The sequence below is a fragment of the Chloroflexota bacterium genome, from assembly GCA_040902225.1.
Taxonomy (GTDB): domain Bacteria; phylum Chloroflexota; class Limnocylindria; order QHBO01; family QHBO01; genus CF-167.
This window is the reverse complement of sequence record JBBDXT010000007.1, coordinates 187,277-212,336: the sequence shown is the minus strand read 5'-3', so window position 1 is coordinate 212,336 and position 25,060 is coordinate 187,277. Positions and strand designations below refer to the sequence as shown.

The 25,060-nt window shown below is 69.5% G+C and carries 25 protein-coding genes and 1 tRNA gene; 9 read left to right on the top strand and 17 right to left on the bottom strand.

The annotated features are described in order from the left end of the window. Nucleotides 1–77 precede the first annotated feature (77 nt). Entirely contained in the window at nucleotides 78–1,682 is a 1,605-nt protein-coding gene (locus WEB29_09720) for an amino acid permease (GenBank protein MEX2137206.1), read from the bottom strand. Nucleotides 1,683–2,109: 427 nt separating this feature from the next. Continuing rightward, the gene (locus WEB29_09715) at nucleotides 2,110–2,805 is read right to left on the bottom strand and encodes a 50S ribosomal protein L25 (GenBank protein MEX2137205.1); all 696 of its coding nucleotides are present in this window, start codon (nucleotides 2,803–2,805) and stop codon (nucleotides 2,110–2,112) included. Between the two features lie 143 nt (nucleotides 2,806–2,948). Between WEB29_09715 and WEB29_09710 the strand changes: the two genes are divergently transcribed. The 3 genes from WEB29_09710 to WEB29_09700 all read left to right on the top strand — a co-directional run bounded on the left by WEB29_09710 (nucleotide 2,949) and on the right by WEB29_09700 (nucleotide 6,469). After that, on the top strand, nucleotides 2,949–3,644 hold the full coding sequence (locus WEB29_09710) for a response regulator transcription factor (protein MEX2137204.1): 696 nt from the start codon (nucleotides 2,949–2,951) through the stop codon (nucleotides 3,642–3,644). A 27-nt stretch (nucleotides 3,645–3,671) separates the two neighbouring features. Further along, nucleotides 3,672–5,114, top strand: coding sequence for a HAMP domain-containing sensor histidine kinase (locus WEB29_09705; GenBank protein ID MEX2137203.1), 1,443 nt, complete (start codon nucleotides 3,672–3,674; stop codon nucleotides 5,112–5,114). A 92-nt stretch (nucleotides 5,115–5,206) separates the two neighbouring features. Then, nucleotides 5,207–6,469 (top strand): trypsin-like peptidase domain-containing protein, encoded by a 1,263-nt coding sequence (locus WEB29_09700; GenBank protein MEX2137202.1) that lies wholly within the window; start codon nucleotides 5,207–5,209, stop codon nucleotides 6,467–6,469. Here WEB29_09700 and folB read toward each other — a convergent pair. The 7 genes from folB to galU form a co-directional block, all read right to left on the bottom strand. Further along, nucleotides 6,466–6,831, bottom strand: coding sequence for a dihydroneopterin aldolase (gene folB / locus WEB29_09695; protein ID MEX2137201.1), 366 nt, complete (start codon nucleotides 6,829–6,831; stop codon nucleotides 6,466–6,468). The two genes, WEB29_09700 and folB, sit on opposite strands and share 4 nt — an antisense overlap. Then, nucleotides 6,828–7,682, bottom strand: coding sequence for a dihydropteroate synthase (folP, locus tag WEB29_09690; protein MEX2137200.1), 855 nt, complete (start codon nucleotides 7,680–7,682; stop codon nucleotides 6,828–6,830). The genes folB and folP overlap by 4 nt, the downstream gene beginning before the upstream one ends. Further along, complete coding sequence (locus tag WEB29_09685; GenBank protein ID MEX2137199.1) at nucleotides 7,679–8,989, bottom strand: Mur ligase family protein; 1,311 nt, start codon at nucleotides 8,987–8,989, stop codon at nucleotides 7,679–7,681. The genes folP and WEB29_09685 overlap by 4 nt, the downstream gene beginning before the upstream one ends. Before the next feature lie 32 nt (nucleotides 8,990–9,021). Further along, nucleotides 9,022–9,579, bottom strand: coding sequence for a hypothetical protein (locus WEB29_09680; protein ID MEX2137198.1), 558 nt, complete (start codon nucleotides 9,577–9,579; stop codon nucleotides 9,022–9,024). A 43-nt stretch (nucleotides 9,580–9,622) separates the two neighbouring features. Then, nucleotides 9,623–9,937 (bottom strand): thioredoxin, encoded by a 315-nt coding sequence (trxA, locus tag WEB29_09675; protein ID MEX2137197.1) that lies wholly within the window; start codon nucleotides 9,935–9,937, stop codon nucleotides 9,623–9,625. A gap of 89 nt (nucleotides 9,938–10,026) precedes the next feature. Then, nucleotides 10,027–11,664 (bottom strand): Stk1 family PASTA domain-containing Ser/Thr kinase, encoded by a 1,638-nt coding sequence (gene pknB / locus WEB29_09670; GenBank protein MEX2137196.1) that lies wholly within the window; start codon nucleotides 11,662–11,664, stop codon nucleotides 10,027–10,029. A gap of 12 nt (nucleotides 11,665–11,676) precedes the next feature. Next, entirely contained in the window at nucleotides 11,677–12,549 is an 873-nt protein-coding gene (gene galU / locus WEB29_09665) for a UTP--glucose-1-phosphate uridylyltransferase GalU (protein MEX2137195.1), read from the bottom strand. Nucleotides 12,550–12,712: 163 nt separating this feature from the next. Between galU and WEB29_09660 the strand changes: the two genes are divergently transcribed. Both WEB29_09660 and WEB29_09655 read left to right on the top strand, forming a co-directional pair. Beyond that, entirely contained in the window at nucleotides 12,713–13,195 is a 483-nt protein-coding gene (locus WEB29_09660; GenBank protein MEX2137194.1) for a hypothetical protein, read from the top strand. Then, nucleotides 13,196–13,375, top strand: coding sequence for a hypothetical protein (locus WEB29_09655; protein MEX2137193.1), 180 nt, complete (start codon nucleotides 13,196–13,198; stop codon nucleotides 13,373–13,375). It begins immediately after the preceding gene. Between the two features lie 6 nt (nucleotides 13,376–13,381). On the opposite strand, the gene WEB29_09650 is transcribed toward WEB29_09655, so the two are convergent. From WEB29_09650 to WEB29_09640, 3 genes are all read right to left on the bottom strand, one after another. Beyond that, nucleotides 13,382–13,864, bottom strand: coding sequence for a pyridoxamine 5'-phosphate oxidase family protein (locus WEB29_09650; GenBank protein MEX2137192.1), 483 nt, complete (start codon nucleotides 13,862–13,864; stop codon nucleotides 13,382–13,384). A 15-nt stretch (nucleotides 13,865–13,879) separates the two neighbouring features. Then, nucleotides 13,880–13,956: transfer RNA gene (locus WEB29_09645), tRNA-Glu, on the bottom strand. A gap of 53 nt (nucleotides 13,957–14,009) precedes the next feature. Continuing rightward, complete coding sequence (locus WEB29_09640; GenBank protein ID MEX2137191.1) at nucleotides 14,010–14,333, bottom strand: hypothetical protein; 324 nt, start codon at nucleotides 14,331–14,333, stop codon at nucleotides 14,010–14,012. A gap of 45 nt (nucleotides 14,334–14,378) precedes the next feature. Here WEB29_09640 and WEB29_09635 point away from each other — a divergent pair, with 45 nt between their 5' ends. Then, nucleotides 14,379–16,112, top strand: a complete 1,734-nt coding sequence (locus tag WEB29_09635) for an ATP-dependent DNA ligase (GenBank protein ID MEX2137190.1) — start codon at nucleotides 14,379–14,381, stop codon at nucleotides 16,110–16,112. Here the strand turns inward: WEB29_09635 and WEB29_09630 are convergent. Next, entirely contained in the window at nucleotides 16,109–16,870 is a 762-nt protein-coding gene (locus WEB29_09630) for a hypothetical protein (protein ID MEX2137189.1), read from the bottom strand. The two genes, WEB29_09635 and WEB29_09630, sit on opposite strands and share 4 nt — an antisense overlap. Nucleotides 16,871–16,899: 29 nt before the next feature. Between WEB29_09630 and WEB29_09625 the strand changes: the two genes are divergently transcribed. The 3 genes from WEB29_09625 to WEB29_09615 all read left to right on the top strand — a co-directional run bounded on the left by WEB29_09625 (nucleotide 16,900) and on the right by WEB29_09615 (nucleotide 19,157). Further along, the gene (locus WEB29_09625) at nucleotides 16,900–17,391 is read left to right on the top strand and encodes an OsmC family protein (GenBank protein ID MEX2137188.1); all 492 of its coding nucleotides are present in this window, start codon (nucleotides 16,900–16,902) and stop codon (nucleotides 17,389–17,391) included. Between the two features lie 123 nt (nucleotides 17,392–17,514). Next, complete coding sequence (locus WEB29_09620; protein MEX2137187.1) at nucleotides 17,515–18,456, top strand: Ku protein; 942 nt, start codon at nucleotides 17,515–17,517, stop codon at nucleotides 18,454–18,456. Between the two features lie 8 nt (nucleotides 18,457–18,464). Further along, the gene (locus WEB29_09615) at nucleotides 18,465–19,157 is read left to right on the top strand and encodes a hypothetical protein (GenBank protein ID MEX2137186.1); all 693 of its coding nucleotides are present in this window, start codon (nucleotides 18,465–18,467) and stop codon (nucleotides 19,155–19,157) included. On the opposite strand, the gene WEB29_09610 is transcribed toward WEB29_09615, so the two are convergent. From WEB29_09610 to WEB29_09595, 4 genes are read right to left on the bottom strand one after another with little or no spacing between them, the layout of a single operon-like run. Next, nucleotides 19,129–19,809: a CYTH domain-containing protein gene (locus WEB29_09610; protein ID MEX2137185.1), complete on the bottom strand. Its 681-nt coding sequence runs from the start codon at nucleotides 19,807–19,809 to the stop codon at nucleotides 19,129–19,131. The genes WEB29_09615 and WEB29_09610 overlap by 29 nt on opposite strands. Continuing rightward, a complete protein-coding gene (locus tag WEB29_09605) occupies nucleotides 19,806–20,831 on the bottom strand; it encodes a transcriptional regulator (GenBank protein MEX2137184.1) in 1,026 nt (341 codons plus the stop codon). Before WEB29_09605 ends, WEB29_09610 begins: the two co-directional genes overlap by 4 nt. Next, nucleotides 20,828–21,553, bottom strand: coding sequence for a hypothetical protein (locus WEB29_09600; protein MEX2137183.1), 726 nt, complete (start codon nucleotides 21,551–21,553; stop codon nucleotides 20,828–20,830). The genes WEB29_09605 and WEB29_09600 overlap by 4 nt, the downstream gene beginning before the upstream one ends. A gap of 40 nt (nucleotides 21,554–21,593) precedes the next feature. Continuing rightward, nucleotides 21,594–25,019 (bottom strand): GAF domain-containing protein, encoded by a 3,426-nt coding sequence (locus WEB29_09595; protein ID MEX2137182.1) that lies wholly within the window; start codon nucleotides 25,017–25,019, stop codon nucleotides 21,594–21,596. Nucleotides 25,020–25,060: the final 41 nt, after the last annotated feature.

Genomic DNA, 25,060 nt, shown 5'->3' with positions numbered 1-25,060 from the left:
GATGCCGATGGGCCGGCCGGATTGCCCGACCGGCCCATCATTCGAAGACGAGCGCCGCGATCCGCGGTGCCCGAGATTCAGGCGCCGATCTCGGCGGCCGCTTGCGAGAACTCGCGCTCGATATCGCTCAGCTCCTGCTCCGTGCCCTGCGGCACAGGACCGCGGAAGCGGTTCCGGGCCCAGACGAAGTAGTAGATGAGCAGCAGCACCAGGAACGAGCCCACGATGATCCACGACGCCGGGTTCAGCGCGAACGGGTACAGGAAGACCGGGCTGAACAGGACGATCCAGATCACGGAGAGCCAGGCCATCGGCCTGCTCCACCGGCCCAGGCTCCATGTCTGACGGCTGCGCCATGATTGGTCGCCGCGCATCCCGAGCCAGATGCATACGCCATACGCCCAGTACAGGAGCACGGTGCTGACGGACGTGATCCCTCCGATCAGGAAGAGCGGGTCGCCCTGGAATAGGTTGGTGAGGACGTAGATCAGGACGATCAGGAGCCAGCTCAGGGTGCTGATCGCGATCACCGAGTTGCTGGGGGTGCGCCAGCGGTGGCTCACCTTCTTCAGCCATCCGCTGCCTGGCACGCCCTCATCGCGGCTGAAGGCGAAGAGCATCCGTCCGGCCGACGCGATGGATGAGAAGCCGCAGAAGGTCATGGCGAAGGCCACGCCCGCCGCCAGCAGTCCGCCCAACGCATTCAGGCCGGCGCCGAGGTTCTGCTCGAGGATGTACTGGACGCCGCCGCCGCCGCCGCTGTTGGCAAGCACATCAGCCGGGCTCGACATCTTCAGGGTGAGGGCGACCAGGACGATGTAGCCGGCTACCGCCGAAACCGCCACCGAGAGGAAGACGCCCCAGGCGGATGCCCGGCGGGCGAACACGGTCTCCTCGGCCACGTGAGCGGAGGCGTCGTAACCGGTGTAGGTCCACTGCGACTGGAGGAGGCTCAACGCAAAGGCGCCGGCAACCCCGAACGGGATGACCTGCTGCCACGATACGCCGTCGGCATTGGTGCCGGGCGCCACGGTGAACAGGAACCCAAGGTCATGCGTTGTCTGACTGCCGAACGCGAAGAGCGCGAAGGCGATCGCCAGTACGAAGAAGATGTGCCACCACACCGAGAGGTCGTTCATCAACGCGACGATCCGGGTCCCGGCGACATTGAAGCCGATCTCGATGGCGATCAGGATCCCTGTAATCCAGATTGCGTTGAGGACGCCAAACGTCTCGACGTTCGGATCGACCCCGAAGAGCGGGTTCAGGATCGTGGCGCACAGGTAGAAGGCGGCGGAGTAGTTGATGCCGGCGACGATGGAGATCTGGCCCCCGAGGTTGAGCCAGGCGGTCCACCAGCCCCAGTCCTTGTTGCGGAGCTTGCTGGCCCAGTAGTAGAGGCCGCCCGCCGTCGGGTAGGCGGATGCGATCTCGGCCATCGTTGCTGCGATCATCAGGGTGAAGAGCGTGACCAGCGGCCAGCCGAGACCAACGGCGGCTGGACCGGCGAGGGTGAGCCCGAGGTTGTAGAGAATGACCGCGCCGGTCAGGATCGAGATGATGCTGAAGCTGATCGCGAAGTTGGAGAACCCGCCCATGCTGCGGAGCAGCTCCTGGGCGTAGCCCAGACCGTGCAGGTCGCGAACGTCCTGCCGAATGGCATCTTCGCGTGATTGCGTCATGTGGAACCTCTCCTCCTTGGGACGAAGCCGCGGGCGTGACGGGCACGCGCTGCGCGGGCGAAGGTCAGGTCACGTGTTGGGCGAAAGGCCGCCGGCGTGGTGCGGGTCGCCTCCTTCCTGCTGCGAGCGCGACGTGACGCGCCGAACCACTGGAGCGCTCGTCGCGAAAGGCGAGCCGGACGGTGCGACTATAGCCATGCGGGTCAAGCCCGGAAAGGTGGAGATTGCGTCCGCTCCTGACGGCGGATATGTCTAACCGGACTAGCAACGACGCATGAGGCGCCAGAACGCGTCATTTCGAATCCACTGGTCGCATAAACCGACGTCGCAAGCGGTCAGACACGTCGCGGCAAGTCCGCCGTGGCATGCGGACTGCGCCCGCCGAGGTTCAACCGCCCGCTCGCCCGGACCGGTGTGGCCGGGTAATTTAGCTCTCGTCGCCCTCGTCGCCCTCGTCGGTCGCTGAGGCGCCCTCCCCAGCACCCTCGCCCTCGGCGCCCTCCTCGCCCTCGCCCTCGGCACCTTCCTCGCCCTCGCCCTCGACGACGACAGGCTCGATGACCTCCTCCTCGCGCGGCGGGGTGACCTTGGCGACCAGCTCATCGGGGTCGTTGATGACGGTCACCTTCTCGTCGACCACCAGGTCGCGAACATGAATCGTTGCCTCGAGGTCGACCAGCGGGGCGAGGTCAACCTCGACCTCGTGGGGCAGGTCGCCGGGAAGGCCGCGCACCTTGAGGTGGTCGAGCGAGGTGAACAGGATCGCCCCCTCGAGGTCGACGGCCGGTGAGGTGCCGGTGAAGACGAGCGGGATGTCGGCCAGCATCTCGTGGGTCAGGTCGACGGCGAAGAAGTCCACGTGCAGCGCCTTCCCGGTGAGCGGGTTGCGCTGGATCCCCTTGATGATCGCGCTCGTCGGCTGGCCACCGTCGACCGCGACCTTGACCACGCTGGTGCGGCCCGCCTGGCGGTAGAGGGCGTCGAGCGCCTTCGCGTCGAGCTGGACCGGAATCGAGCCGGTCGTCTTGCCGAACAGGACGCCGGGCACCACGCCGGTGGTCCGCAGGCGCTTGTTCTGCTTGCCGTACACGTCGCGTGCGTTGACGGCGATCTCCAGGTCCATCGGTGCGGCTGATCCTCGAATAGCTCGGGCCGGGCACGGCCGGACGAAGGTGGCGACATTGCTGTGCGGGGCGGCATCGTACCAGCGGGCCGATCGAGCGGCAAGGAGGCCCATCGGGGGATCGGTCTAGAATCCCAGACCGAATGGCTGGAACGATCATGATCGTCGAGGATGAGCCGGCGGTGGCGCGGGGCGTCCAGGTTGCCCTCGAGCGCGAGGGCTACAGCACCGCCATCGTCGGGACGGGCGAGGAGGCGGTGAAGCAGTTCGCCGACATTGCGCCCGACCTGATCCTGCTCGACGTCCGGCTGCCCGGGATCGATGGCTTCGAGGTCTGCCGTCAGCTGCGCCGCGAGACACGCGCACCGGTCCTCTTCCTGACGGCGCGTGCCGATGAGGTCGACAAGGTGGTGGGGCTCGAGATTGGAGCCGATGACTACCTGGTCAAGCCGTTCAGCGTCCGCGAGCTGGTGAGTCGCATCAAGGCGCTGCTGCGACGCGCCTACGGCGAGCTGGCCGACACGCAGACCGGGCGCACGCTGCGCCGCGGCGACCTGGTGATCGACCTCGAACGAAGGCGCGTGACCCGCGGCAACGAGCGCATCAGCCTGACCACGACCGAGTTCGACCTGCTCCGCCACATGGCCACCAAGCCGGGGCGCGTCTACACCCGAACGCAGCTGCTCGAGCTGGTCCGCGACTACGAGGCCCTGGAGGCCGACGAGCGGACGATCAACGTCCACATCAGCCATATTCGCGACAAGATCGAGCCGGACCCCGCCCAGCCCCGCTTCATCAAGACGGTGAGGGGCGTCGGGTATGCATTCAGCGAAGACTGATCACGCAACTGGGGGTTGGCCGGCCTGATGCAGCGCCTGAACGTGCGGTTGGTCATCGCGCTGGCCAGCGTGGCGCTGATCGCCCTGCTCATCTCCGGTGCAACGCTGAACCAGATCCTACCCGGCCTCTTCGTGAGCCAGGCCGAGACGCGTGCCAGGATCGCCGCGGCCGCGACGGCCCTGCTCATCGAGGACAACGCCTCGAGAGTGCCGCCGGAGGTTCTCGGCACACCGGAGCTCCGCAACACGCAGTTCCTGCTCCCGATGGCCCGGACGGCTGCCAACACGCTTGCGCAGGGCACCGTCTCGATCTTCAATGCCGATGGGTCGCTGGCGGCGAGCGCCTCGCCTGACGACGCCACCGACACCGAGCTGCGCTCGCAGGGTCTTCGGCCGGATCCGGCTGTTGCCGACCAGGGCGTCACGCAGACGTTCAGGGACCTGGGCGGCCTTCCCGAACCGATCAGGCTCACGATCATTGTTTCGGAGCCGTACACCAGCCGGCTGGCGACGCTCGACAGCGTGCGCGGCACGCTCATCTTCGCGGGGGTCATCGCGCTGGCCGTGTCAATGGTCCTGGGCGCCCTCGTCGCCAGGCGCATGACGACCCCGCTGGCGCGCCTGCGGCGCGCCTCGAGCCGCCTGGCTCAGGGAGAGCTGGACGAACGGGCGCCTCGCTCCGACATCGTCGAGATCGACGACCTGGCCCGGCAGTTCAACGTGATGGCGGATCGCCTCTCCGAATCGCTGCGCATGCTGGAGGCCGATCGCGATCGGCTCCGCGAGTTCGTGGCCGACGTGTCGCACGAGCTGCGCACGCCGATCGCCGCGCTGCGGGCCTTCACCGAGCTCCAGCGAGACGGCCAGGTGGACGAGGCCACGCGGCGCGAGTTCCTCGATCGCTCGAGCGAGCAGATCAGCCGGCTGGACTGGATGAGCACCAACCTGCTCGACCTGTCGCGCATCGACGCGGGGATCTTCCCACTCGACGTGCGACCGGGCGATCTGCGCGACCCGATGCGCTCCGTGGTCGAAGCGCACGCCGAGCTGGCCGAGCAGCGCGGCGTGTCGCTGTTGAGCGAGGTTCCACCGGCACCGGTGATGCTGCCGTTCGACCGCGAGCGCATCGTGCAGCTGCTGAGCAACCTCGTCGGCAATGGCCTGAAGTTCACCCCGCGGGGCGGACAGGTACGGGTCACGCTCACCGATGAACCGGAGGGTGCCGTGCTCGAGGTCCGCGACTCGGGGCCGGGCATCCTCGCATCGGAGCTTCCCCACGTCTTCGAACGCTTCTTCCGCGGCACGAATGTCGGCGATGCGCGAGCCTCCGGCAGCGGGCTGGGATTGGCGATCGCGCGATCGATCGTCGAGATGCACGCCGGGCAGATCGAGGTTGCCAGCGCGATCGGCGAGGGATCGTCATTCACCGTGCGCCTGCCACGCACCGCGACGGTCCAGCAAGGTCAATGAAACTTCACGCCCTGCTGCGTACGGCCGCAACCCATGCGGCGCAGGATCGCCGTGACGCCCCCGATACGTAAGCAGTGAGCACGAAACGAGAGATGATCGATCAAGACGACCCCGACGCCCAGCCCTCTGAACCCGAGGTCCAGCGCTACGGGCCCCCACCGAGCCAGCCGACACGACCAACCTGGGACAACCCGGCCTGGTCGCGGGCGTCGGCCCAGCAGACCCAACCCCGGGAGCGGCGCAGCCTGGGCGTCGTCCCGGTCATGACCATCGCGCTGGTGACGGCGATCGTCTCCGGCTCCCTCTCGGCCGCGGCCGTGGCGAACCTCCTGCGGCCCAGCTCGGGTGGCGTGACGAATGCGCCGACCGGCAGCTCCGTGAGCCAGGTGCACATCGACGAATCGAGCGCGGTCATCACGGCCGTCGCGCGTGTGATGCCTGCCGTGGTCGTCATCGAGTCGCGCAGCAACGGGGGAGTCATCGGCGGCGCGAACGGGACCGGCTCCGGGTTCATCTTCGACTCGAACGGGTGGATCCTCACCAACAAGCACGTCGTCGACGGCGCCGATGAGATCAGCGTCCAGCTGAACGACAGTCGCGTCTTCAGCGGTCGCGTGTATGGCATCGATACGCTGACCGACCTGGCCATCGTCAAGATCGATGCCACCGGGCTGCCGGTCGCCACCCTCGGGTCGAGCGAAGAGCTCCAGCTGGGGCAACTGGCGATCGCCATCGGCAACCCGCTTGGAAACTTCGAGAACACGGTCACCACCGGCGTCGTCTCCGGGCTGGGTCGGCAGATCCAGGCGGGTGACTCCACCGGCAGCTCGTCCGAGCAGCTGAACAACCTGATCCAGACCGATGCCGCCATCAACCCCGGCAACTCGGGCGGGCCGCTGATCAACAGCGCCGGGCAGGTGATCGGCATCAACACCGCGGTCAACCAGGACGCTCAAGGGATCGGCTTCGCGATCCCGATCAGCGTAGCGCGGCCCATCGTCGAGCTGGCGCTGGCCGGCGAGCCGCTCGCGCGGCCCTGGATCGGCGTCTTCTACAAGCTGGTGGACCCGCAGGTCGCCAAGGATCTCGGGCTCGCGGTCGACCATGGCGTGCTCATCGACAAGCCCGCCAATGGGGATCCGGCGATCTTCGCGGGGAGCCCCGCGGATAAGGCCGGCCTGGCCGAGGGTGACATCGTGGTGGCGGTCGATGGCGACGCGGTCGACGCGGACCACGACCTGTCGACTCGCATCCTGCCCCACGTACCCGGCGACAAGGTGACCCTCAGCGTGGTCCGAGATGGGCAAACGCTGGAGATCAGCGTGACGCTTGGGACGCTCCCGCAGACGCCTTAAGCACCGCGTCGGCGGCGAATCCGAACCTCCACCGCCTCAAAGGCCCCGGGCAACGGGGCCTTTGGCTTGCGGACGCGAACCTCCACGTCGTCGACCGGATGCGCTGCGAGCACGGCGTCGGCGATCGCCCCGGCCAACGCCTCGAGCAGCTGGAACGATCGCCCCTCGACCACCTGGCCCGCCAGCTTGAAGAGGGTTGAATAGTTGATCGTGTCGGCCAGGTCATCGGTCTCGGCGGGCCCGGACAGGTCAAGGCGCAGCACCAGGTCGACCTCGAACGGCTGCGGCTCCGCGCGCTCCTCGGCTGCAACGCCGTGGCGGCCCATGAACTGCATCCCGCGCAGCGTGATCCGGTCGCTCATGGTCGCCACCTCACGATCCCGTCCGACACGCGCACCGTCTTCATCATCGCCTCCACGTCGTGGACGCGAACGATGTCTACGCCGGCGGCAATGGCCAGCGCGACGCTGGCGGCCGTTCCCTCCAGCCGCTGGTCCGGCGAGGCGCCACCCAGCAGCTCGCCGATGACTTGCTTGCGACTCGTGCCGACCAGCAGCGGGAGCCCGCCCAGCGCCTCCTTGAGCTCCGCCAGCCGATGCAGGATCTCGATCGAATGGGCGGGTGTCTTGCCGAAGCCGATCCCCGGGTCGACGATCAGCCGCTCTCGCTGGACACCGGCGGCGATGGCGTCCTCGATGGCGGCCCGAAGCCACGACACCACCTCGTCGAACACGCCGGCGGGGTACTCGGCCAGATCCTTGTTGTGCATCAGGACCAGGTGGGCGCCGGTTTCGGCGGCGGCGGCCACCGTGTCCGGGTCGCGGCGGCCCGCCCACACGTCATTGACCATGGTGGCGCCTGCCGCCAGCGCCTCGCGAGCCACCGAGCCCTTGGTCGTATCGATGCTCACGCTGGCGCGATCGCCAAGCTTCACTGCCAGCGCTGCCACCACCGGGACGGCCAGCGCGGCCTCCTCTTCGGCGGAGACCGATGCGTGCTCACCGTAGAACTGCGCCGGCCGGGAGGATTCGGCGCCGACATCGAGGAGCTGCGCACCGGCCGCCACGAAACTGCGTGCCTGCTCAAGCGCCGCACCAACGATCTCCGCCTCGCTGCGGCCGGGCGTGGCGATGCCGTCTCCGCTGAATGAGTCGGCGGTGACGTTGATGATGCCCATCACGTAGGTGCGTTCGCCCCACGAGAGGTCGATCACGGGTCCCCCCCGCCGCGCAGCATCCCACGCACCGCGCCCACGAGGTAGAGCGACCCGGCGACGAGGACGGGTTGCTCCGCGGAGCGGCGAAGATCGGCTGCCAGCCGGAGGGCCGCCTCGGGGCTCGCCGCGGTCCGTCCGTGTCCGCCAAGGCTCCGCCAGCGCCCGAGCAGCTCCTCGGCCGGGATCGCGCCGGCGTCCTCGACGCGGGTGAAGACCGGCCGAGGATCGAGCGGTGCCAGCGCGCGCAGGACTGCCGCCACCCGCTTGCCGCGCATCGCGCCGAAGACCATCGGGAAGCGGCGCAGATCCAGCTCGCCGAGCGCGCGAGCCAGGGCGCGCGCGCCAGCCGGGTTGTGTGCACCGTCGAGGAGCACGGGACCGAAGGCCGTCTCCCTGAGCAGCTCGAGCCGGCCCGGCCAGCGGGCGGCCGCAAAGCCTCGCCGAATCGCCCCCTCGTCCACCGCCAGCACCATGCCCTTCCTGACCGCGTCCTCGACCAGGGCGTCGAGCAGGCCGAGCGCCACCGCGGCGTTGGCGGCCTGGTGGCTCCCCAGCAGCCCGATACGCAGGCCCGGCAGCGGGCCGCCGGGCCCTCGTGTCGCCTCGACGATAATCCCGTCCCAGCCGGCCTCCCGGAGAGCGGCGTCATACGGCTGCCGAGGGCCGGCTCGACGCAGCGAAGCGCCGACATCGACGCAGCGGGCAAGGATCGGCCGAAGCCCGCGTCCGCGCGCGCCGGTCACCGCCAGGTTGCCGGGCTTGATGATGGCCGCCTTCTCGGCGCCGATGGCAGCCAGGGTTGATCCCAGCAGACGCTCGTGATCGTGCTGAACGTTGGCGATCACCGCCACCCCGGGATCCAGGACATTGGTTGCGTCGAGCCGCCCTCCCAGCCCCACCTCCACCAGGGCGAGGTCGACCCCCGCGTTGGCCAGCTCCCGGAATGCGGCCGCGGTCAGCACCTCGAATTCGGTCGGTGGTCCGAGGCGAGCCGTCACCCGCGCAATCGCCGGCGTGACCGCCTCCAGGGCGGCGGCGAACCGCTCTCGGCTGATCGGCCGGCCGTCGATGGCGATCCGCTCGCGGTAGCTGACCAGGTGGGGCTTTGGCATGGTGCCGATCCGTAGGCCCGCCTCCTGCAGCACGGATCGCGCCAGGGCAACGACACTGCCCTTGCCGTTGGTGCCGCCGACCAGCGCTCCGCGCAGCCGTCGCTGCGGGTTGCCGAGCTCATCGAGGAGCGCCGCGATCCGGGTCAGGCCCAGGCTGATCCCAAAACGGCCCCGGCTGCGCAGGGCGGCCACCGCCCCGTCGTAGTCCAGATCGGCGGACGCGCTCAGGCCCCCTCGTCCTCGTAGAAGACGCAGTCGTGATACTGGCCGGTCATGCACAGGTCGCTCACGTAACTGGCGTCCAGGTGGACGCCGCCGCGCAGCTCGCATCGGTTCACCACCCCCTCCTGCTTCATCAGCATGCGCAGGACGCCGGGCGAATCGGTGCCGACGCGACCCTTCGAGCCGTGGGTCAGGTAGAAGTGGGGGCAGGAGTGACGCCGAGGCTTGCCGTAACCGAGGGGGACTCCCCGCCGTCCGACGTGGACGGTGAGCGGCTCGGCCGTCGCGGCGAAGCGCTTCTCGGCGATGGCGCAGCGACCAGGCTCACAGTCGATCTCGTTGTGGCAGCAGGCGCGCGCCGGACCCACGCCCTCCACTGCCCAGAGCTCCCAGCACGGCCGCCGCAGGATGAAGGCGGGGCAGCGGTAGCGAATGGTGAGGGTACAGTTCTCGACCTCCCAGCACATGGTGCGGCGGTCGCCCGTCGGGCGCTCCGGCGCAAACGGGTCGGCCACCTGGCGCCGGTCCGGGGGCGTCCGGCGCTCCGTCTTGATGATCACCGGCTGAGTCTAGCGACTGCCGATGCGCAGGAACGCTCTTGGCCTAGGCCAGAAACTCGCGAAGCCGATCCTCCATCGCCTCCTGCGGCATGTATCCGACGAGGCGCGCGGCCTCGCGGCCGTCCCGGAAAACGATGAGCGTGGGGATGCTGAAGATGCTGTAGCGCATCGCCAGCTGCTGGTTCTCGTCGGTGTTCACCTTGGCCGTGGCGATCTTGTCGGCATGCGCCTCGCCGACGGCCTCGACGACCGGCGAGACGAGGCGGCAGGGGCCGCACCACGGCGCCCAGAAGTCGACCAGGACCGGCTTCTCGGCGTTCAGGACCTCCGCCTCGAAGGTCGCGTCATCGACCGTCATTGGGGCTGTCATCTTCGTGCTGACCTCCAGGTCGGGATGTTGTGCGGCCGGGATCGTAGCACCACGGCCGGCGGCCGGGCGTCCGCCGCTCAGGACGTCGATGGCTCCGGCGTAGGCGGCGGCGGCAGCGGCGTGGGGCTCGGCGTTGGCACGGGTGTCGGCGACGGGCTGGGCGACGGCGTCGGCCCAAGGGAGAGCACGAGGTCGACCTGGCTTCCTACCCCCACCTCTATGCCGGCGCTGGGGTTCGTGCTGATCACATCCCCGGCGGGCTGGCCGGACGGCTCGCTTGTGACGCGCCCCAGCACCAGGTCATTTCTCTCCAGGGTGGCCGTCGCCTCGGCGCGGGTCTGCCCGATCAGGACCGGAACGACCACCTGCTCCTCCCCCGAGCTCACGACGACGCTCACGGTTCCGCCCCGCTCGATGGGGGTTTCGGCCTCGGGGCTGGTCCGGATCACGCGGTCGACTGGAACGGTGTCGCTCGGCTCGGTCGGCAGCTCCCTCAGGTCGATGCCAAGGCGATCTGCGTCCGCGCGGACACCGGCGATCGGGTCGCCAACCCAGTTGGGCACGGTCAGCCCGTTCGGAGTCGGCGTTGCCGAACCATTCGGCCCGAGCCCGCCGAGCAGCTGGGCTCCCAGGAAGCCGAGCGTGCCGAGCAGGATGACCGCCAGCAGGGCCAGCAGCCAGATCCACCATGGCTGTCCCTCGTCGCGCGGCTCAGGGTAGCGCTGCAGCGGACGGCCCGGCGGTGCGCCACGCGAGCCACCGGCCCCGTCCGGGGGGATGCCCGAGATTGCCGCGCGGTCGGATGGGAGGGTGACCCGCGGCGGCACGTAGACGGTCGGCTCGCCCCCCGCCGGTGTCGCTGGGACGACGGTGGCCGCGGCAACTGCATTGGCGGCGTCGGGGTCGCGCTGCCAGACCCTGAGGGCTTCCGCGAACGCGCCGGCGTCCGGGTAGCGGCCGGCGGGATCGCGCTCGAGCGCGCGCATGACGATCGCCGAGAGACCCGGCGAGACGGGCCCGTGGACGGTCGGGGGTGCCGGGTCCTCGGAGAGCCGCTTCAGCGCAACGCCCGCGGCCGAGTCGCCCTCGAACGGGCGGCGCCCGGTCAGCATCTCGTACAGGACGATCCCCAGCGCGTAGACATCGGACTGGCCGGTCACCTCGTCGCCACGCGCCTGCTCGGGGCTGAAGTAATGGACCGATCCCAGCGTGGTGCCGGTCACCGTCATCGATGCCTCGCTGACGGCCCGGGCGATCCCGAAGTCGGTCACCTTCACGTCCTGGTCGATCAGGATGTTTCCCGGCTTCACGTCTCGATGCACGATCCCGCGCCGATGCGCGGCCTCGAGGGCGGATGCCACCCCGATCGCGATGCGGACCGCGTCATCGGTCTCGAGGCGTCCGTGCTTATGCAGGATGGCGGCCAGGTCCTCGCCGTCGACCAGCTGCATGACGATGAACTGGCCGCCCGTCTCCGCATCGGTCCCGTAGTCGTAGACCGAGACGATGTTCGGATGGGAGAGCGACCCGGCCGATCGTGCCTCCTGCTTGAACCGCGCGGCGAAGCCGGGGTCGTTGCCGTACTGCGGCCGGAGCAGCTTGACGGCGACCTCGCGGTCGAGCTGCTCGTCCATGGCGCGCCACAGCGTCGCCATCCCACCCTCACCGAGGGGGGCGATGACTCGATACCGACCGCCGATCAGCCGCCCGATCATCTCCACCGCGGATCAGTCTCGCAGGTCGAGGCTGCGCACATGGGCCCGCACCTCGTCAGCGAGGTCGGACTCCAGGGACATCGCGATGTTGGCCTTCAGCCAGCCGAGCCTGGTGCCGGCGTCGTGTCGCACGCCCTCAAATTGGTAGCCGAAGACCGGCTGCTCCGCCGAGAGGGCACGGATGGCGTCGGTGAGCTGGATCTCGCCGCCTGCGCCCCGCTGGGTCGTCTCCAGCTTGTCGAAGATCTTGGGGCTGAGGATGTAGCGTCCCAGGACGGCCAGGTCGGACGGCGCGTCGCCGACCGATGGCTTCTCCACCAGGTCGTCGATCTCGACCAGCCGCCCCTCCTGGTGGAGCGGCGCCACGATCCCGTAGCGGTCGACGTCATCACGCGGCACGCGCTGGACGGCGATCATCGAGCCGCGGTGCGCGTGGTACTGCTCGATCAGCTGCTCCGTGACGGGTTTGCCACCGGGGTTGAGCATCACGTCGTCCGAGAGGAGGACGGCGAACGGCTCGTCACCCACCAGCTCCTTGGCCATCAGCACCGCGTGGCCGAGCCCGAGCTGCTCCTTCTGGTGGACGAACGCGATCGGCCCGATCTCGGAGATGCGACGCACCACGCGCAGCATCTCGATGTCGCCACGCTCCTCGAGCCAGCTCTCCAGGCCGGGATGCGAGTCGAAGTGCTCCTCGACGGCGCTCCGGCCGCTGGCGATGACGATGATGATCTGCTCGATCCCCGAGGCGACCGCCTCCTCGACCGCGTACTGGATGATCGGCCGGTCGACCAGCGGGATCATCTCCTTGGGGATGGCCTTGGTCGCGGGCAGGAAGCGGGTGCCGAAGCCGGCCGCCGGCAGGACGGCCTTTCTGACGCGCACTGTGATCAGGTCTCTCCTCGGGCGGGTTCTGTGCGGCGCAGCGCGCCGGCGGATCTCAGGCTGCGCCTGATGCAGGGGTGCCTCACGGGTGAAGGAGTATAGCAACGCTCGCCGGCCGCGCCCGCGAAGCGGCCAGGGTCCACAACGCTACAATCGCGACCCGATGATCAACTCCCTGATCCGCACCCTCAAGGGCCCGAGCCGCGACCCCCGGATGGCCCTGATCAGCCTTCCCCTGCCCCGCAACCTGCCGGACGAACAGGTCCTCGCCGCCCTCGAGATCGCACTCAGCGCCAATCCGAACCCCGATGACCTGGTCGAGACGCTGCCGGCCGCCCTGCGCCAGGTGACCGGACACGACTACCAGGTCCTGGATCGAGCCGCCAGCGACGTGACCGGCAGCTTCCGTCGCTCACAGGTGATGATCCGCGACGGCGCGGTCGGCCTGTGGCCCGGCTACGCGGCGCGTGCCTACCCACTGCTCGCCCCGTCGCCGCATGCCGAGCGGACCCGGGCCGCGATCGTGGCTGCGGACGGCTCGCCCGCAGATGCCCCGAGCCCGACCAATCCCGTCGGCAAGCCCGGCTGGGCGCCTCCTCCCGCCGCCCGCAGGGAGGCCGACGAGCCGGACGGAGAGACCGAGTAGGTGGGTCGCCAGAACGTCCCGCGCGACCAGTGGCTGGAGATCGGCGCCGAGTGCCCGCACTGCGGCGAGCGGGTCACCGAGGAGATGGTCTATTCCTGGCGCCCGGTGCCGGACGACCCGAAGCTGCTGCTCCTGTACTGCCCCGACTGCGGGGATCGGGTCGAGATCAACCACGTCTAGCCGCGTTCAGGGGTAGGGTTTTCGCCGCTCCGTGACGCCGCTCGGCGGCGTCCAGAGCATCACCGATAACTCGCCTCGTTCCAGGTCGAAGCGCAGGAGGGAGGCAGCCTCGAGCTCGATCGTTCCGACGAGCGGAGCGGTCTCCTCGAACGAGAGCCACCAAGCGTCAGGATCGGCCTGGCGGACAACAGGATCGACCTCGATGAATCGGCCGCGCAGGGTCAGCTCCGGGTCGCCGCCATCGGGGTCATCGATGATTGAGTGCAGCGTGCAGCGCGGATCGCGCAGGAGGTCACGCGCCTTGGCGGAGCCCCGAATCACTCCGAAGAGCAGCTCCCCGCTGCCGAAATAGGGCTCGATCGGGCTGATGCGCGGCGACCCATCCGCTCGGATCGTGCCCAGCATCGCGAGGCGGAAATGTCGGAGGCGTGCCTCGCCGACGGTGACCAGCTCGGGGGCCAGGCTGCGCAGCGTCTGCCAGGTGGGCATCGGTCTCGATCAAAATGGTGCCCCCAACCGGATTCGAACCGGTGATCTCCACCTTGAAAGGGTGGCGTCCTAGGCCTCTAGACGATGGGGGCGCTGACGCGCCCATCGTAGCAAGGCGCTCCACACCGCCATCGGTGCCGGTCTCTCAGAGGTAGAAGAGGATCACCAGGATCACGGCGCCGGCCAGCGCGAGGGCCGCCAGCAGGATCATGAAGCCGCCGCCCAGCGCGATCGCCACCGACATGCCGGTCGAGCGGGTGCGGTACGCGCGCTGGGACCAGATCCAGCCCTGGACGAACAGGAAGATGCCGATCGCCACCGCGATCAGTGCCGATCCCAGCATGGCCGCCACGGAAAAGCCGGTATCGGCGCTCAGCACGGACATGGCCGTCAGGCCGGCCGCAATCAGCAGCCCGACCACGCCGATCACCACGTTGCGCAGGAACGGGTGCATCCGCGAAGCGTGCATGGACCGATCAGCCTCGTCAAGGCGCCCCGCTCGTAGACTTGGCGCATGTCCTCCAGCCCGTTCGCCGCGTTTGCCGAGACGGCGGAGGCGGTCGCGGGCACGACCTCCAAGCTGCGCAAACGCGACCTGCTGGCGTCCTACCTGCGCACCCTCCCGATGGCCGACGTACCGATCGCCGCCACCTTCTTCGCCGGCAGGCCGCTCCCCGGCAGCGCCGACAAGCTGGGGCTCGGCTGGGTGCAGCAGACGCAGGCGCTCGCCGCGGCGAGTGGTGCCGACGAGCGGGCGCTGCACGAGGCGTACCTGCGCCATTCCGACCTCGGGGACGCGGCAGCCGAGCTGCTCAGCGAGCGCTCCGCGCTGGAGTCCCGGTTGACGCTGGCGGATCTCGAGGCGGCGTTTCGAGCCATGAGCGAGGCGGGCAGCACCGCGGAGCGCGTGGCGCTGATGACCGACCTCTTTCGACGCGCCACCGCAGCGGAGGCGCGCTTCGTGGGCCGCATCGCGGCGCGCGAGCTGCGGATCGGGCTGCGCGAGGGGTTGCTGGAGGAGGCGATCGCCGAAGCCTTCGAGCGGCCGATCGTGGCGGTGCGCCGGGCGCTGATGCTGGTCGGCGAGCCCGGCGAGGCGGCGGCCCTGGCCCGCGACGACCGGCTCGCCGAGGCGGCGCTGCACCTGGCACGGCCGATCCGCTTCATGCTGGCCACGCCGGTCGCCGATGCCGACGAGGTGATGCGCCGGGTGGGCGACGAGGCCTGGATCGAGGACAAGTACGACGGTGTTCGGGCGCAGCTGCACCTGGACCCTCCGGCGCCGCCACTCCTCTTCTCCCGCGACCTCAACGAGATCGGCGGGGCCTTCCCGGAGGTCGTGTCAGCTGCCGCAGCGCTCGAGCACCGGCTGGTGATCGACGGCGAGCTGATTCCGTATCGGTCCGGCGCGGTGCTCGACTTCGCCAGCCTGCAGACGCGGCTCGGCCGCGTGGATCCGAGCGCCGAGCTGCTCGCGGAGGTGCCTGTGGTCCTGGTCGCTTTCGACCTGTTGCACCTCGACGGTCGGGATCTGCTGGAGACGCCGCTGCGCGAGCGCAGGGCCGCGCTGGAGGAGCTGAGCCTGCCGGAGCGCAGCGGCGAGCGCTTCCTCTACTCGCATCTCGCCACGGCGCATTCCGCGGCCGACGTGGAAGCTCACTTCGACGATGCGCGGGAGCGACGCAACGAGGGGCTGATGGTCAAGGATCCCGCATCGGTCTATCAGCCAGGGCGGCGCGGGCTTGGCTGGCTGAAGCTCAAGAAGGCGCTCGCCACCCTGGACTGCGTGGTGGTGGGGGTCGAGTGGGGACACGGCAAGCGTCGCGGCGTCCTGTCGGACTACACCTTCGCCGTTCGCGGCCCGGATGGCGAGTCACTTCTCACCATCGGCAAGGCCTACACCGGCCTGACCGATGCCGAGATCGCGACCATGACGGAGCACTTCAAGGAGATCACCCTGCGCGACTTCGGGCGCTACCGGAGCGTGGTGCCGGAGGTCGTGGTCGAGATCGCGTTCGATCGCCTCACGCGCAGCGCGCGCCACAAGAGCGGGTTCGCGATGCGGTTTCCGCGGATCGTGCGAATTCGCGACGACAAGACGCCCGCCGACATCGACGACCTGGCCACAGTCGAGAAGCTCTTCGCGGCCCAGGCGAGCGGCAGGATCCTGCTGGCGCGTGGCGCCAGGGGCGAGACGGAGCGGATCGCCGCGACCGGGGAGCTTGCCGACGAGGAGGCGAAGGGCTAGGCGACCCAGGGCGCAGCGCAGTGCGAAGCCGCCTTTGCCTCGGCCTCGGATGCGCTGAGAACGGCCTCGACGAAGCGCGCCGCTCGGGGCGCATCCAGGCGCTGGATTCGCCCGATGCTTTGCGCCCACCACGGAGCGTTGTCAGTGGTCACGACCTCGCCAGCAGGCTCCTCCAGCACGACGCTGGAGTAGGCTCGGGGGAAGGCGATCGCCGGCGTGATACCGACGCTCGGGTCGTCGATGGCCGTCCGCGACCATCGCGCTACCGCACCGGCCACAGCCTCGGCATCGAAGGACGGGTTGGTGAGGGTGGGGATCCACCCCGCTCGCGAGCGGGTGTCGAGCTCCCATCCGCGTCCACGGACCCGGTACCGCCCGTGCCAGCGCCGTGCGACGAGGGATCGGACGCCGGCCGGTCCAACCAGCAGGGCGGCGAGGTCAGCGGGAACTCCGGGCAGGCGGGGGGCCAGAACCAGGGTGTACGAGTCGTCGAACGCCGGTGCAAGCAGTCGAGCGATGTCGTCGCCGATCTCATTCCGCCGGCGGCGGCCCGCGCTCGCCTCCCGCCAGACCATGGCGCTGCCCACCCCGATGCCGAGCGTCGCGGAGAGGCCGAGCAGCGCGAGCGCTGCGAGGCGATTCGCTGGCAGGAGGGCCATCAGCAGCAGCGCGCTGCTCCCCACCACCAGCATGCCGAGCGCGACGGCGAGTGCGTTGGTGCGCATGCCGCGAATCAGGACCGGATGGATCAGGCGCACCGGCAACATCCGACTGCTAGGCTCATGACATGCCCACCACGCTCACCGCGCTGGCCACCGTGGTCGATCCGGGGCAGGCGGTGCGCGTCGACGTGATGAGTGGGACCGGCTTCGAGCTGATCTTCGACACTGCCGACGCAGGGGCGGATCGCGCCGGGCCGAGCCCGACCGAGTCGATCCTGGCAGCGCTTGCGGCCTGCACCTCGATGGACGTCGGCAGCATCCTGCGCAAGAAGCGGCAGCCGGCGGCCAGCTACCGCATTGCGGTCACTGGAGAGAAGAGAGACGAGCACCCGCAGGTCTACACCAGCATCGTGGTCGATCACCAGCTGGCGGGCGAGATCGAGCCCGAGGCGCTGCGACGAGCGGTTGAGCTCTCGGCGACGACCTACTGCCCGGTGAGCGCGATGCTGTCGCGCTCGGTGCGGATTGAGCACCGCTTCCGACTCGTCCGGGGAGACGGCGAGGAGGTCAACGCGCTGGTGGCGGTCACGGGACCGGAGGGCGCTCAGGTCCTCTGAGGGCATCATTCGCCGAGTCTCGCGGTGGCGCGACGGCCGGCCAATGGCGTGATGGTCCTGCAGGCTCCGTGTCCTTTCGTCGATATCGAAGCCTCGTTGCCTCTCCGTTGTAGGATCTTGCGCATGGCACGTTCAATGTGGCGCGGCGCGATCCAATTCGGACTGGTCACCATCCCCGTCAAGCTCTACCTGGCGACCGAGACGGGCGGCATCGGTTTCAACATGCTCCACGAGAGCTGTCTGAACCGGATCCAGATGAAGGTGTACTGCCCATTCCACGATGAAGTGGTGTCTCGCTCGGACACGGTGCGCGGCTACGAGTGGGCCAAGGGGCGCTACGTGGTGGTGACCGATGAGGACATCGAGTCTGTGCCGCTCAAGACGGTCCGTGCGATCGAGATCGAGATGTTCGTGGACGCCCATCGCGAGGGGCAGGGGGTCGAGTTCGTGAAGCAGGCCTACTACCTGGAGCCGGACCCGATCGGTCGCAAGGCCTTCGAGCTGCTGCGGCAGGTGCTGGCCGAGCAGGGCAAGACCGCCATCTGCAAGATCGTGCTCAAGGATCGCGAGCAGCTCGCCGCCCTGAACCCGTACACCAAGACGATGCTGCTGACCACGCTGCATTGGCCGGACGAGATCCGCTCGCTCGAGGAGCTGAACATCCCCGACGAGGAGATCGAGGTCAAGCCCGCGGAACGCAAGATGGCCGAGCAGCTGGTCGCCTCCATGACCGGCGAGTTCAAGCCGGACGAGTTCAAGGACAACTACCGCGAGGCGCTGATGGCGGTGATCGAGGCCAAGGTCGCGGGCGAGGCTCCGGCGCCGGCACAGAAGGTCGAGCCGACGCGCATCGGCGACCTGATGGCCGCCCTCGAGGCGAGCGTGGCCAGCGCGCGCGAGGCGCGAAGCAAGGGCGCATCGCCGAAGGCCAAGGAGGCTCCCGCAGCGAAGGCTGCCGGGAAGCCCGCGAAGGTCGCCGCGAAGCCCGCGAAGGTCGCCGCGAAGTCCCGGAAGGCCGCGACCGTTGAAGAGGTCGCTCGGCCGCGCCAACGCAAGAGCGCCTAGCCGTTCGCGTGACGGCAGAGCAGCTTCCGCTCCCGGTCCCGCCAAGCAGCGATTCGCCCGCTCGACGCCTGCCGTCACGCATCTCCCCGATGCAGGCGACCGATGTCGATGCCCCGTTCGACGACCCCGGCTATCTCTTCGAGCCGTGGTGGCCCGGCGCCCGTGCGATCGCGTTCATCGAGCACGGCAGCCTGCGTCTGCAGGTCGCCGGCATGGCCGACGCCCTGGCGGCCTTCCCGGAGCTGATGCCGATGCCCGAGCAGCTCGCTGAGGATGGGGTGGCGCTCGACGGGACGCTGCTCGTCCTGGATGACGCGGGACGCCCCGATCCAGAGCTGCTGCGGGCCAGGCTTGCGGGAGGGGGCCTCCCCGGGCGCCCTGCCTACGTCGCCGGCGATCTGCTGTGGAGCGGCGGCCAGGCGGTGGTGGCGAGGTCGTTCGGCGTCCGGCGTCGGTGGCTCGAGGCGATCCTGACCCCAGGTGATCGGGTCACCGTCGGGCGCGCCTACGTCGGCGACGGGACCCTGGTTGCCGAGGCGCTGGCAGCCCTGGGGATCGATGGCCTCTCGGCACGGCAGCTGAGCGCCCGGCATCGCGCGGGGTCGGCCCGGGAGGCGTGGTTGCGCGCGTCCCTGCTGGCGCCCGAGCCGCGACCACGTCCGACGCTGGCGCTCATCCTCCGCCTTCCGCTTGGCGACTGACGCCTGGGTCAGGTTGGGGCAGCATCGCCAGCGCTCGCTCGAACTTGCTCCTCGGATCCGGCAGGAGCCCGTCCACCGCTGACAGCGCCAGCGCGAGCGGAGCATGGTCGAGGCCCTGCTCCAACGCGGCGGGGTCCAGCTCCAGCTCGACGATGGTCATCCGGCCGATCTCGCTCTGGTGATGCATGACCCGCACCCGGTCGAGCGAGAGGCCGCCGATCCGGGTCCCCTCCACGGTCACGCCGCGTTCCGTCCGTTCCTGCTCGAGGCTGAATCGCTCGACCAGGGAGGCTCCGGCGGCCATGGCGAGCAGCTGGTCACGCGCCAGCGATGGCGGCCAGGCGGGCGCCTCGAGATCGGCATCGGCGGGTCCCTCGACCTCCGGGCGGAGGTGAAGCAGGTCGCCGGGCCGATGCTCGGCGGGCCCCTTCAGCGAGACGATCGTCCGTCCGTCGCGTGATCGCAGCCGGCACGCCCAGTGAGCGGCGGCCAGCCGCAGGTCGGCGGTGTCAAGATATCGATCGACCTCCGCGACGGTGCTGGGGACTCCGAGGCGTGCGGGGCCGAGCACCTCGGCGCGCTCCAGCTCTTGAAGCGGTCGGTCGGTGATGGCGGTGTATTTCAGCTCGGCCTCGACCCGCGACGAGGTCACCCCTCGTAGCGGGTGGCCGCGCCGCGAAGTCCCCGCGCCACCGCGTCGCGCAGCTCCGGCGGCTCGAGCACCTCGACCCCATCGCCCCAGGAGAGGATCCACGGTCGGATCTCGACGATCCCCGCGACCGTCACCGTCAGCTCGACACGACCGTCGGGCAGCTCGGTGACCCGTTGCGAGCGGTGCCAGACCGCCTCGCGGACGCGGTGCGCAACGGATGCCTCGAATCGCAGCCGGACGTCGGCCGTGGCGGTGGTGTCCGACGACCAGATCCCCCATGAGTGGGCGAGCCAGCGATCTGGGTCGAAGTCGTCAGGGATCTGGTAGCGCTCCGCGGTCAGTGTGGAACTGCGGATGCGCTCCACCTTGTAGGTGCGCATGGCGTTCACCGTCTCATCGAAGCCGATCAGGTAAACGCTGCGCCCCGCGGCATCGGGCTCCAGGAAGTACGGATGCACGCGCGCGCTGCGGCCCTCCCCCTCGCCCGACTCGTACTCGAATTCCACCACCCGCCCATCGGCCCACGCCTGGGCGACGTGGGCGAAGTTGCGCACGAACTGGTCGTTCGGCGCCGCCCGGCCGACGGTCAGCATCGTTGCGGCCACGTGCCGTGCGATCGGCTGTGGAAGGAGATCGGAGAGCTTGGTGAAGGCGCTGACCACCGCCTGGTCATAGGCGTCGGACCAGCGCGCGATCAGGCGGGACGCCAGGAAGAGGACCACAGCCTCCGGCAGGGAGAGGTGCAGCGGCGGGAGGAAGTACTTCTTCTCGATCCCGTAGCGCCCCTTGCCCGCCTGAAAGATCGGCATCGCCAGCTCTTCCTCCAGGGCCTTGATGTCGCGATAGACGGTGCGAGTCGTCATCCCGGTCAGGCCGGCAATCTCGGAGACCGGCACGCCTGACTCACCGCTGCCGCGGGCGTAGAGGATCGACGCGACCGAGAGGAGGCGGGCCAGCCGGTCTCGCTTGCGGGACAGGCGGTCGTCGCGAGCGTCGTCGCCCCAGGCACCCCAATCGGTCATGAGGCGGAGGGCCCCGCGCTGGCGCTGCCGCTGGTCGACGCGGCCGGCGTTGGCGTGGGCGGGGCCTCGCCCGGCAGGCCAGCGAGCATCGAAAGGTTCTGCGCCTCGTCGGTCCCGATCATCAGCAAGACGAGATCGTCCACCGCCCAGGTATAGACGCGCGTGCCCGGCAGCGTCGCATTGTCCTCGGGCCGCACCCAGACCACGTGGCCGGCCACGGTCTGGAGGGTCCAGGGCTCGCGGTGGAGGCCGGCGATGCCGACGTATTGCGCTGCCGCGGCCAGGTACGGCTCGAGGTCCGCGGTCCTCACCGTCGGTGGGTTCATGCGCATGGCGTACAGGGAGAGGCGGGGTCGCGAGATATACGCCAGCTGGAGGGAGCGGAAGCGGGTGCCGATCTCGCCGTAGACCTCGCCGATGTCTCCGGGCGTGATCGCGAATTCGGTGATGGGCGGAATCTGGACGGCCTGTCCGGCCGCCTCGGTCGGGATCAGCGCGACCAGGGCGGGGTCCGCAACGTTGCTGAAGATGGGCGTTGGCTGGACGGTCGGTTCCGGCGTCGGGGTCGGGACGGCGGTCGGGATGGGAGTGGGGCTCGAGGTGGGTGTCGGAGACGGCGATGCGCACCCGGCGAGCATCAGCAGAAGGGCGGACAGCGGGATGAGTCGCCGCTTCTGCGTGGCGCGCCGCCGGCGGGCAGCGTCCTGTCGGGTGGTCGGCATGGGAGGCGCCATGATAGCGCCCGGCGCGGACCTTGGCGGGTCAGGCGGCTCCCCGTTCGCGGGCCTGCCGGTCGCTCCGCCGGCGCTGCTGCCCGCCACCAGTGCGGGCGGCAACCACGGTGGCGAGCGCCTCCACCACCTCGGCTCGGTAGCGCGTCCCGACCTCGGACCGCATGGCGGCCAGGGCCGTGGCGCGGCCACGCCGCTTCCCGTCCATGCCGCTGAGGTGCGAGTCGTAGGCATCGGCCACCGAGACGATCTGCGAACCGATCAGGGCCTCCTGCGGGTTCATGGCGGCGCGGTGCTGGCGGACGAGGACCGCCGCGGGACGCAGCGAACGAATCGCCTCGAGCTCGGCGGCACCGACCAGGTCGAGCGCATGCAGCCGAGCCGCGAGCTCGATCTCGGTCCTCTGTTGGGCATGGATGCCGAGCTGGTTCGCGAGCCTGCCGGAGAGGATGGCCACCCGCTCGGTGTGGCCACGCCCCGCGGGATCCCGCATGTCGATGGAGCGGGCGAGAGCCAGCAGGGCATCGATCACCCCTTCGTCCGTGCCTGAGATGATCGGCGTCCCTGATCCGCGATGTGCCTGGCCTGGGTCAGCCTCGACCACGCCATCCGGCGGACGGAGCAGCGCCGTGCGCGCCGACCGATCGAGGGTGTCGCGAAGGTCGCGCATCTCGCCGGGTACGTCGGAGGCGCGCGTGACGCGGTCGCCGCCCGACTGCTTTCCATGGTAGAGGGCGATATCAGCGGCGGCGATCAGCTCATTCTTGTCATTGGCGTCGCCGGGCAGGGTCGCAACGCCGATCGAGATGGTGACCGGCGACGGGTCGTGCACGGTGAGTCGTAAGACCGCCTGGCGCGCGCGCTCGCCGATCGCGGCGGCGGCATCGGCATCGACCGCGGGCAGGATCAGGGCAAACTCGTCGCCGCCATAGCGGTAGACCCGGTCGTCGCTGCGGGCTGCGCCGTAGATCGCGGTCCCGACCGCGTGCAGCAGCGCATCACCCGCCGGGTGGCCGAGGCGGTCGTTGTACCCCTTGAATGCGTCGAGATCCATCATGAGCAGCGAGATGGGGCGCTGCTTGCTCCGCGCCCCCTTGCCCCGGCGCGTTCCAGGCTCGGCGGCGAAATCACTCGCCAGCTCGCCTAGGGTGCGCTGGAAGGATCCATGGTTTCCGAGCCCGGTCAGGGCATCGGTGTCGGCTCGCTGGCTGACGGCGTGATGCGTGTCCGCGTTGCGCAGGGCGATGGACGCCTGGCCGGCGAAGAGCTTGACCAGCTCGAAGTCCTGCTCACTGAAGTAGTTCTCCTCGCCGCCGATGCGGGAGATGTTCATGCAGCCGATCACCTCGCCGTCGCTCACCAGCGGCACGATCGCCAGCGCCTCTGGTTCGGGAGGGGTGCCCGGGATCTGCATCGCCCGCGGGTCGTTCAGCGCGTCGTTGGCAAGCAACGGCTCCGCGTGCTCGACCGCCCAGCCCATCAGGCCGCGCCCGAATGGTGCGAGGAAGCGCATGACCTGCTCGGCGTGCCGCTCCCGCGTCAGGACAGGCACCATCACCCGGTTCTGGTGGTCCGCTCGATAGATCGACAGGTTGTCGAAGTGGACGACCGAGCGCAGGCCGTCGGCGATCGTATCGAGCACGTGCTGCTGGTCGAGGGTCGACAGCAGGCGCTCATTGATCTCCAGCAGGCGGCGCTGCGACTGGAGCTGTCGGGCAAGCTCGGTCGACTGCAGCTCCATCCGCTCGTAGGCCGACGCGCTCGTGATCGCCTGTGCGGCATAGCCGGCGAAGATCAGCATCGTCTGCAGGTCGTCGTTGCTGAACTGGTCCTTGCCGAGCTTCGACAGGGCAACCACGCCGACGGCGCGACCCTCGAAGAGCATCGGCACCACAAGCATCGACTCCTCGATGTCGTCGGTTCCCTCGATGGTGTGTCCGCGCATGTCGTTGAGCGCGTCGTTGATCAGCAGCGGCTCCCCGTGCTCGGCAACCCAGCCGGTGAACGAGCCCTCGCCGATGGCGACCTTCAGGCGCTCGTGGAAGTCGCCCTCGCCGAGCAGCCGATCGGTGTAGGCGATCGGCTCGCAGAAGCCATCCTCCCAGTTCACCACGTAGACGCGGATGTCGTGGTAGGCGGCCAGGGTGCTCGCCTCCGCGACGATCGCGTCGGCGATCGCCTGGACATCGGTCAGGCGGTTGAGCCTGGAGGAGAGGTCCTGGATCGACCGAATGCGGGCGGCCTGGTCCGCCACCGAGCGGTAGAGGCGCGCGTTGCTGATCGCAACCGCGGCCTGATTGGCGAACGACTGCGCCAGGGCGACCTCGTCGTCCGGCCACTCCCGGTCCCGCGTGTGGAACAGGCCGATGAGGCCCAGCGCCTGGTCATGATTCACCAACGGCACGAGGCAGGAAGTCTTGATCCCCTCGTCGCGGTAGTGCTGCTGCATGGCGCCGACACCTGCTCGGGTATCGGCGTTGCGCACGACGATGCTGCGGCGCTCCTTGGCGGCCTGGACGCCCACCGTGGTGCTCTCCCAGGTCAGCGCCCGTGTCTTCGCCAGGAAGCCCTCGCCAAGGCCTCGCACGGCCGCGACGTGGAACGGGAATTCACCCTCCTCGACCAGCCACAGGCCGGCCTTGTCGGCGTCGAACAGCGTGCGAGTGCGGTCGACGATGTCGTCCAGGACCGTGCTCAGGTCGAGCTGACCGGCGAGCTCCTGGGCAACGTGACGCAAGGCACGTGATCGCGTCACCTCGCGCTTGGCGCGACCAAGTGCGCGCGCAGTGAGGACATTGGCAGCCACGGCCGTCGCGACGGTTCGCAGGAAGGCGAGCGCCACGCCCGCCAGGGGGCCATCCGGGTCGTCCTCGAGGATGAGCGTCCCGATGATGTCACCGCCCGCCCGCAGCGCGAGCTGGCGACGGAGCGGCCCGACCACGATGTCGGCTAACGGGCTGCCTTCCTCCGCCAGATCGGCGCCGGCGGGATCGAGGGTCTCCGCAGGGGAGACCTGGTATCCCGCGTGGGTCTCGAGCTGAAGCTGGCCGTCGCCACCTTCCCGGGTGAGGTAGGCGGCGACCCGTGCGATGCGTAGGTGTGAACGGAGCGCCTCGACGGCGGTCCGGCAGACGGCGGTGGCATTGGCCGAGGCACCGGGTCCGGTCAGCCGGGCCAGGACCGCGAGCTCGGCGTCGGTCCGGCGTTCCACGGGCGGCGGCGAATCCGATGCGGTGCCCTCCGCCAGGAGCCGCTGAACGTCGCCGCTGCGATAGCGCCGGTCCCCGCGCGCATTGATCCGGTACGCGGGCAGCCTGCCGGCGTCGCTCCAGGAGCGGACCGTGTTGGGATGCACGCCCAGCAGCGCGGCAGCCTGGGCAACGCTGACCAGGGCCTCCTGGCCCTCTGCGCGGTCGCGCGCTGCGTGCGCCACTCTTCGCTCCTGCTCTGCAGTCATTTGGAACTTCTGGTAAGTCCCGTGCAGCGGATGGTAGAATT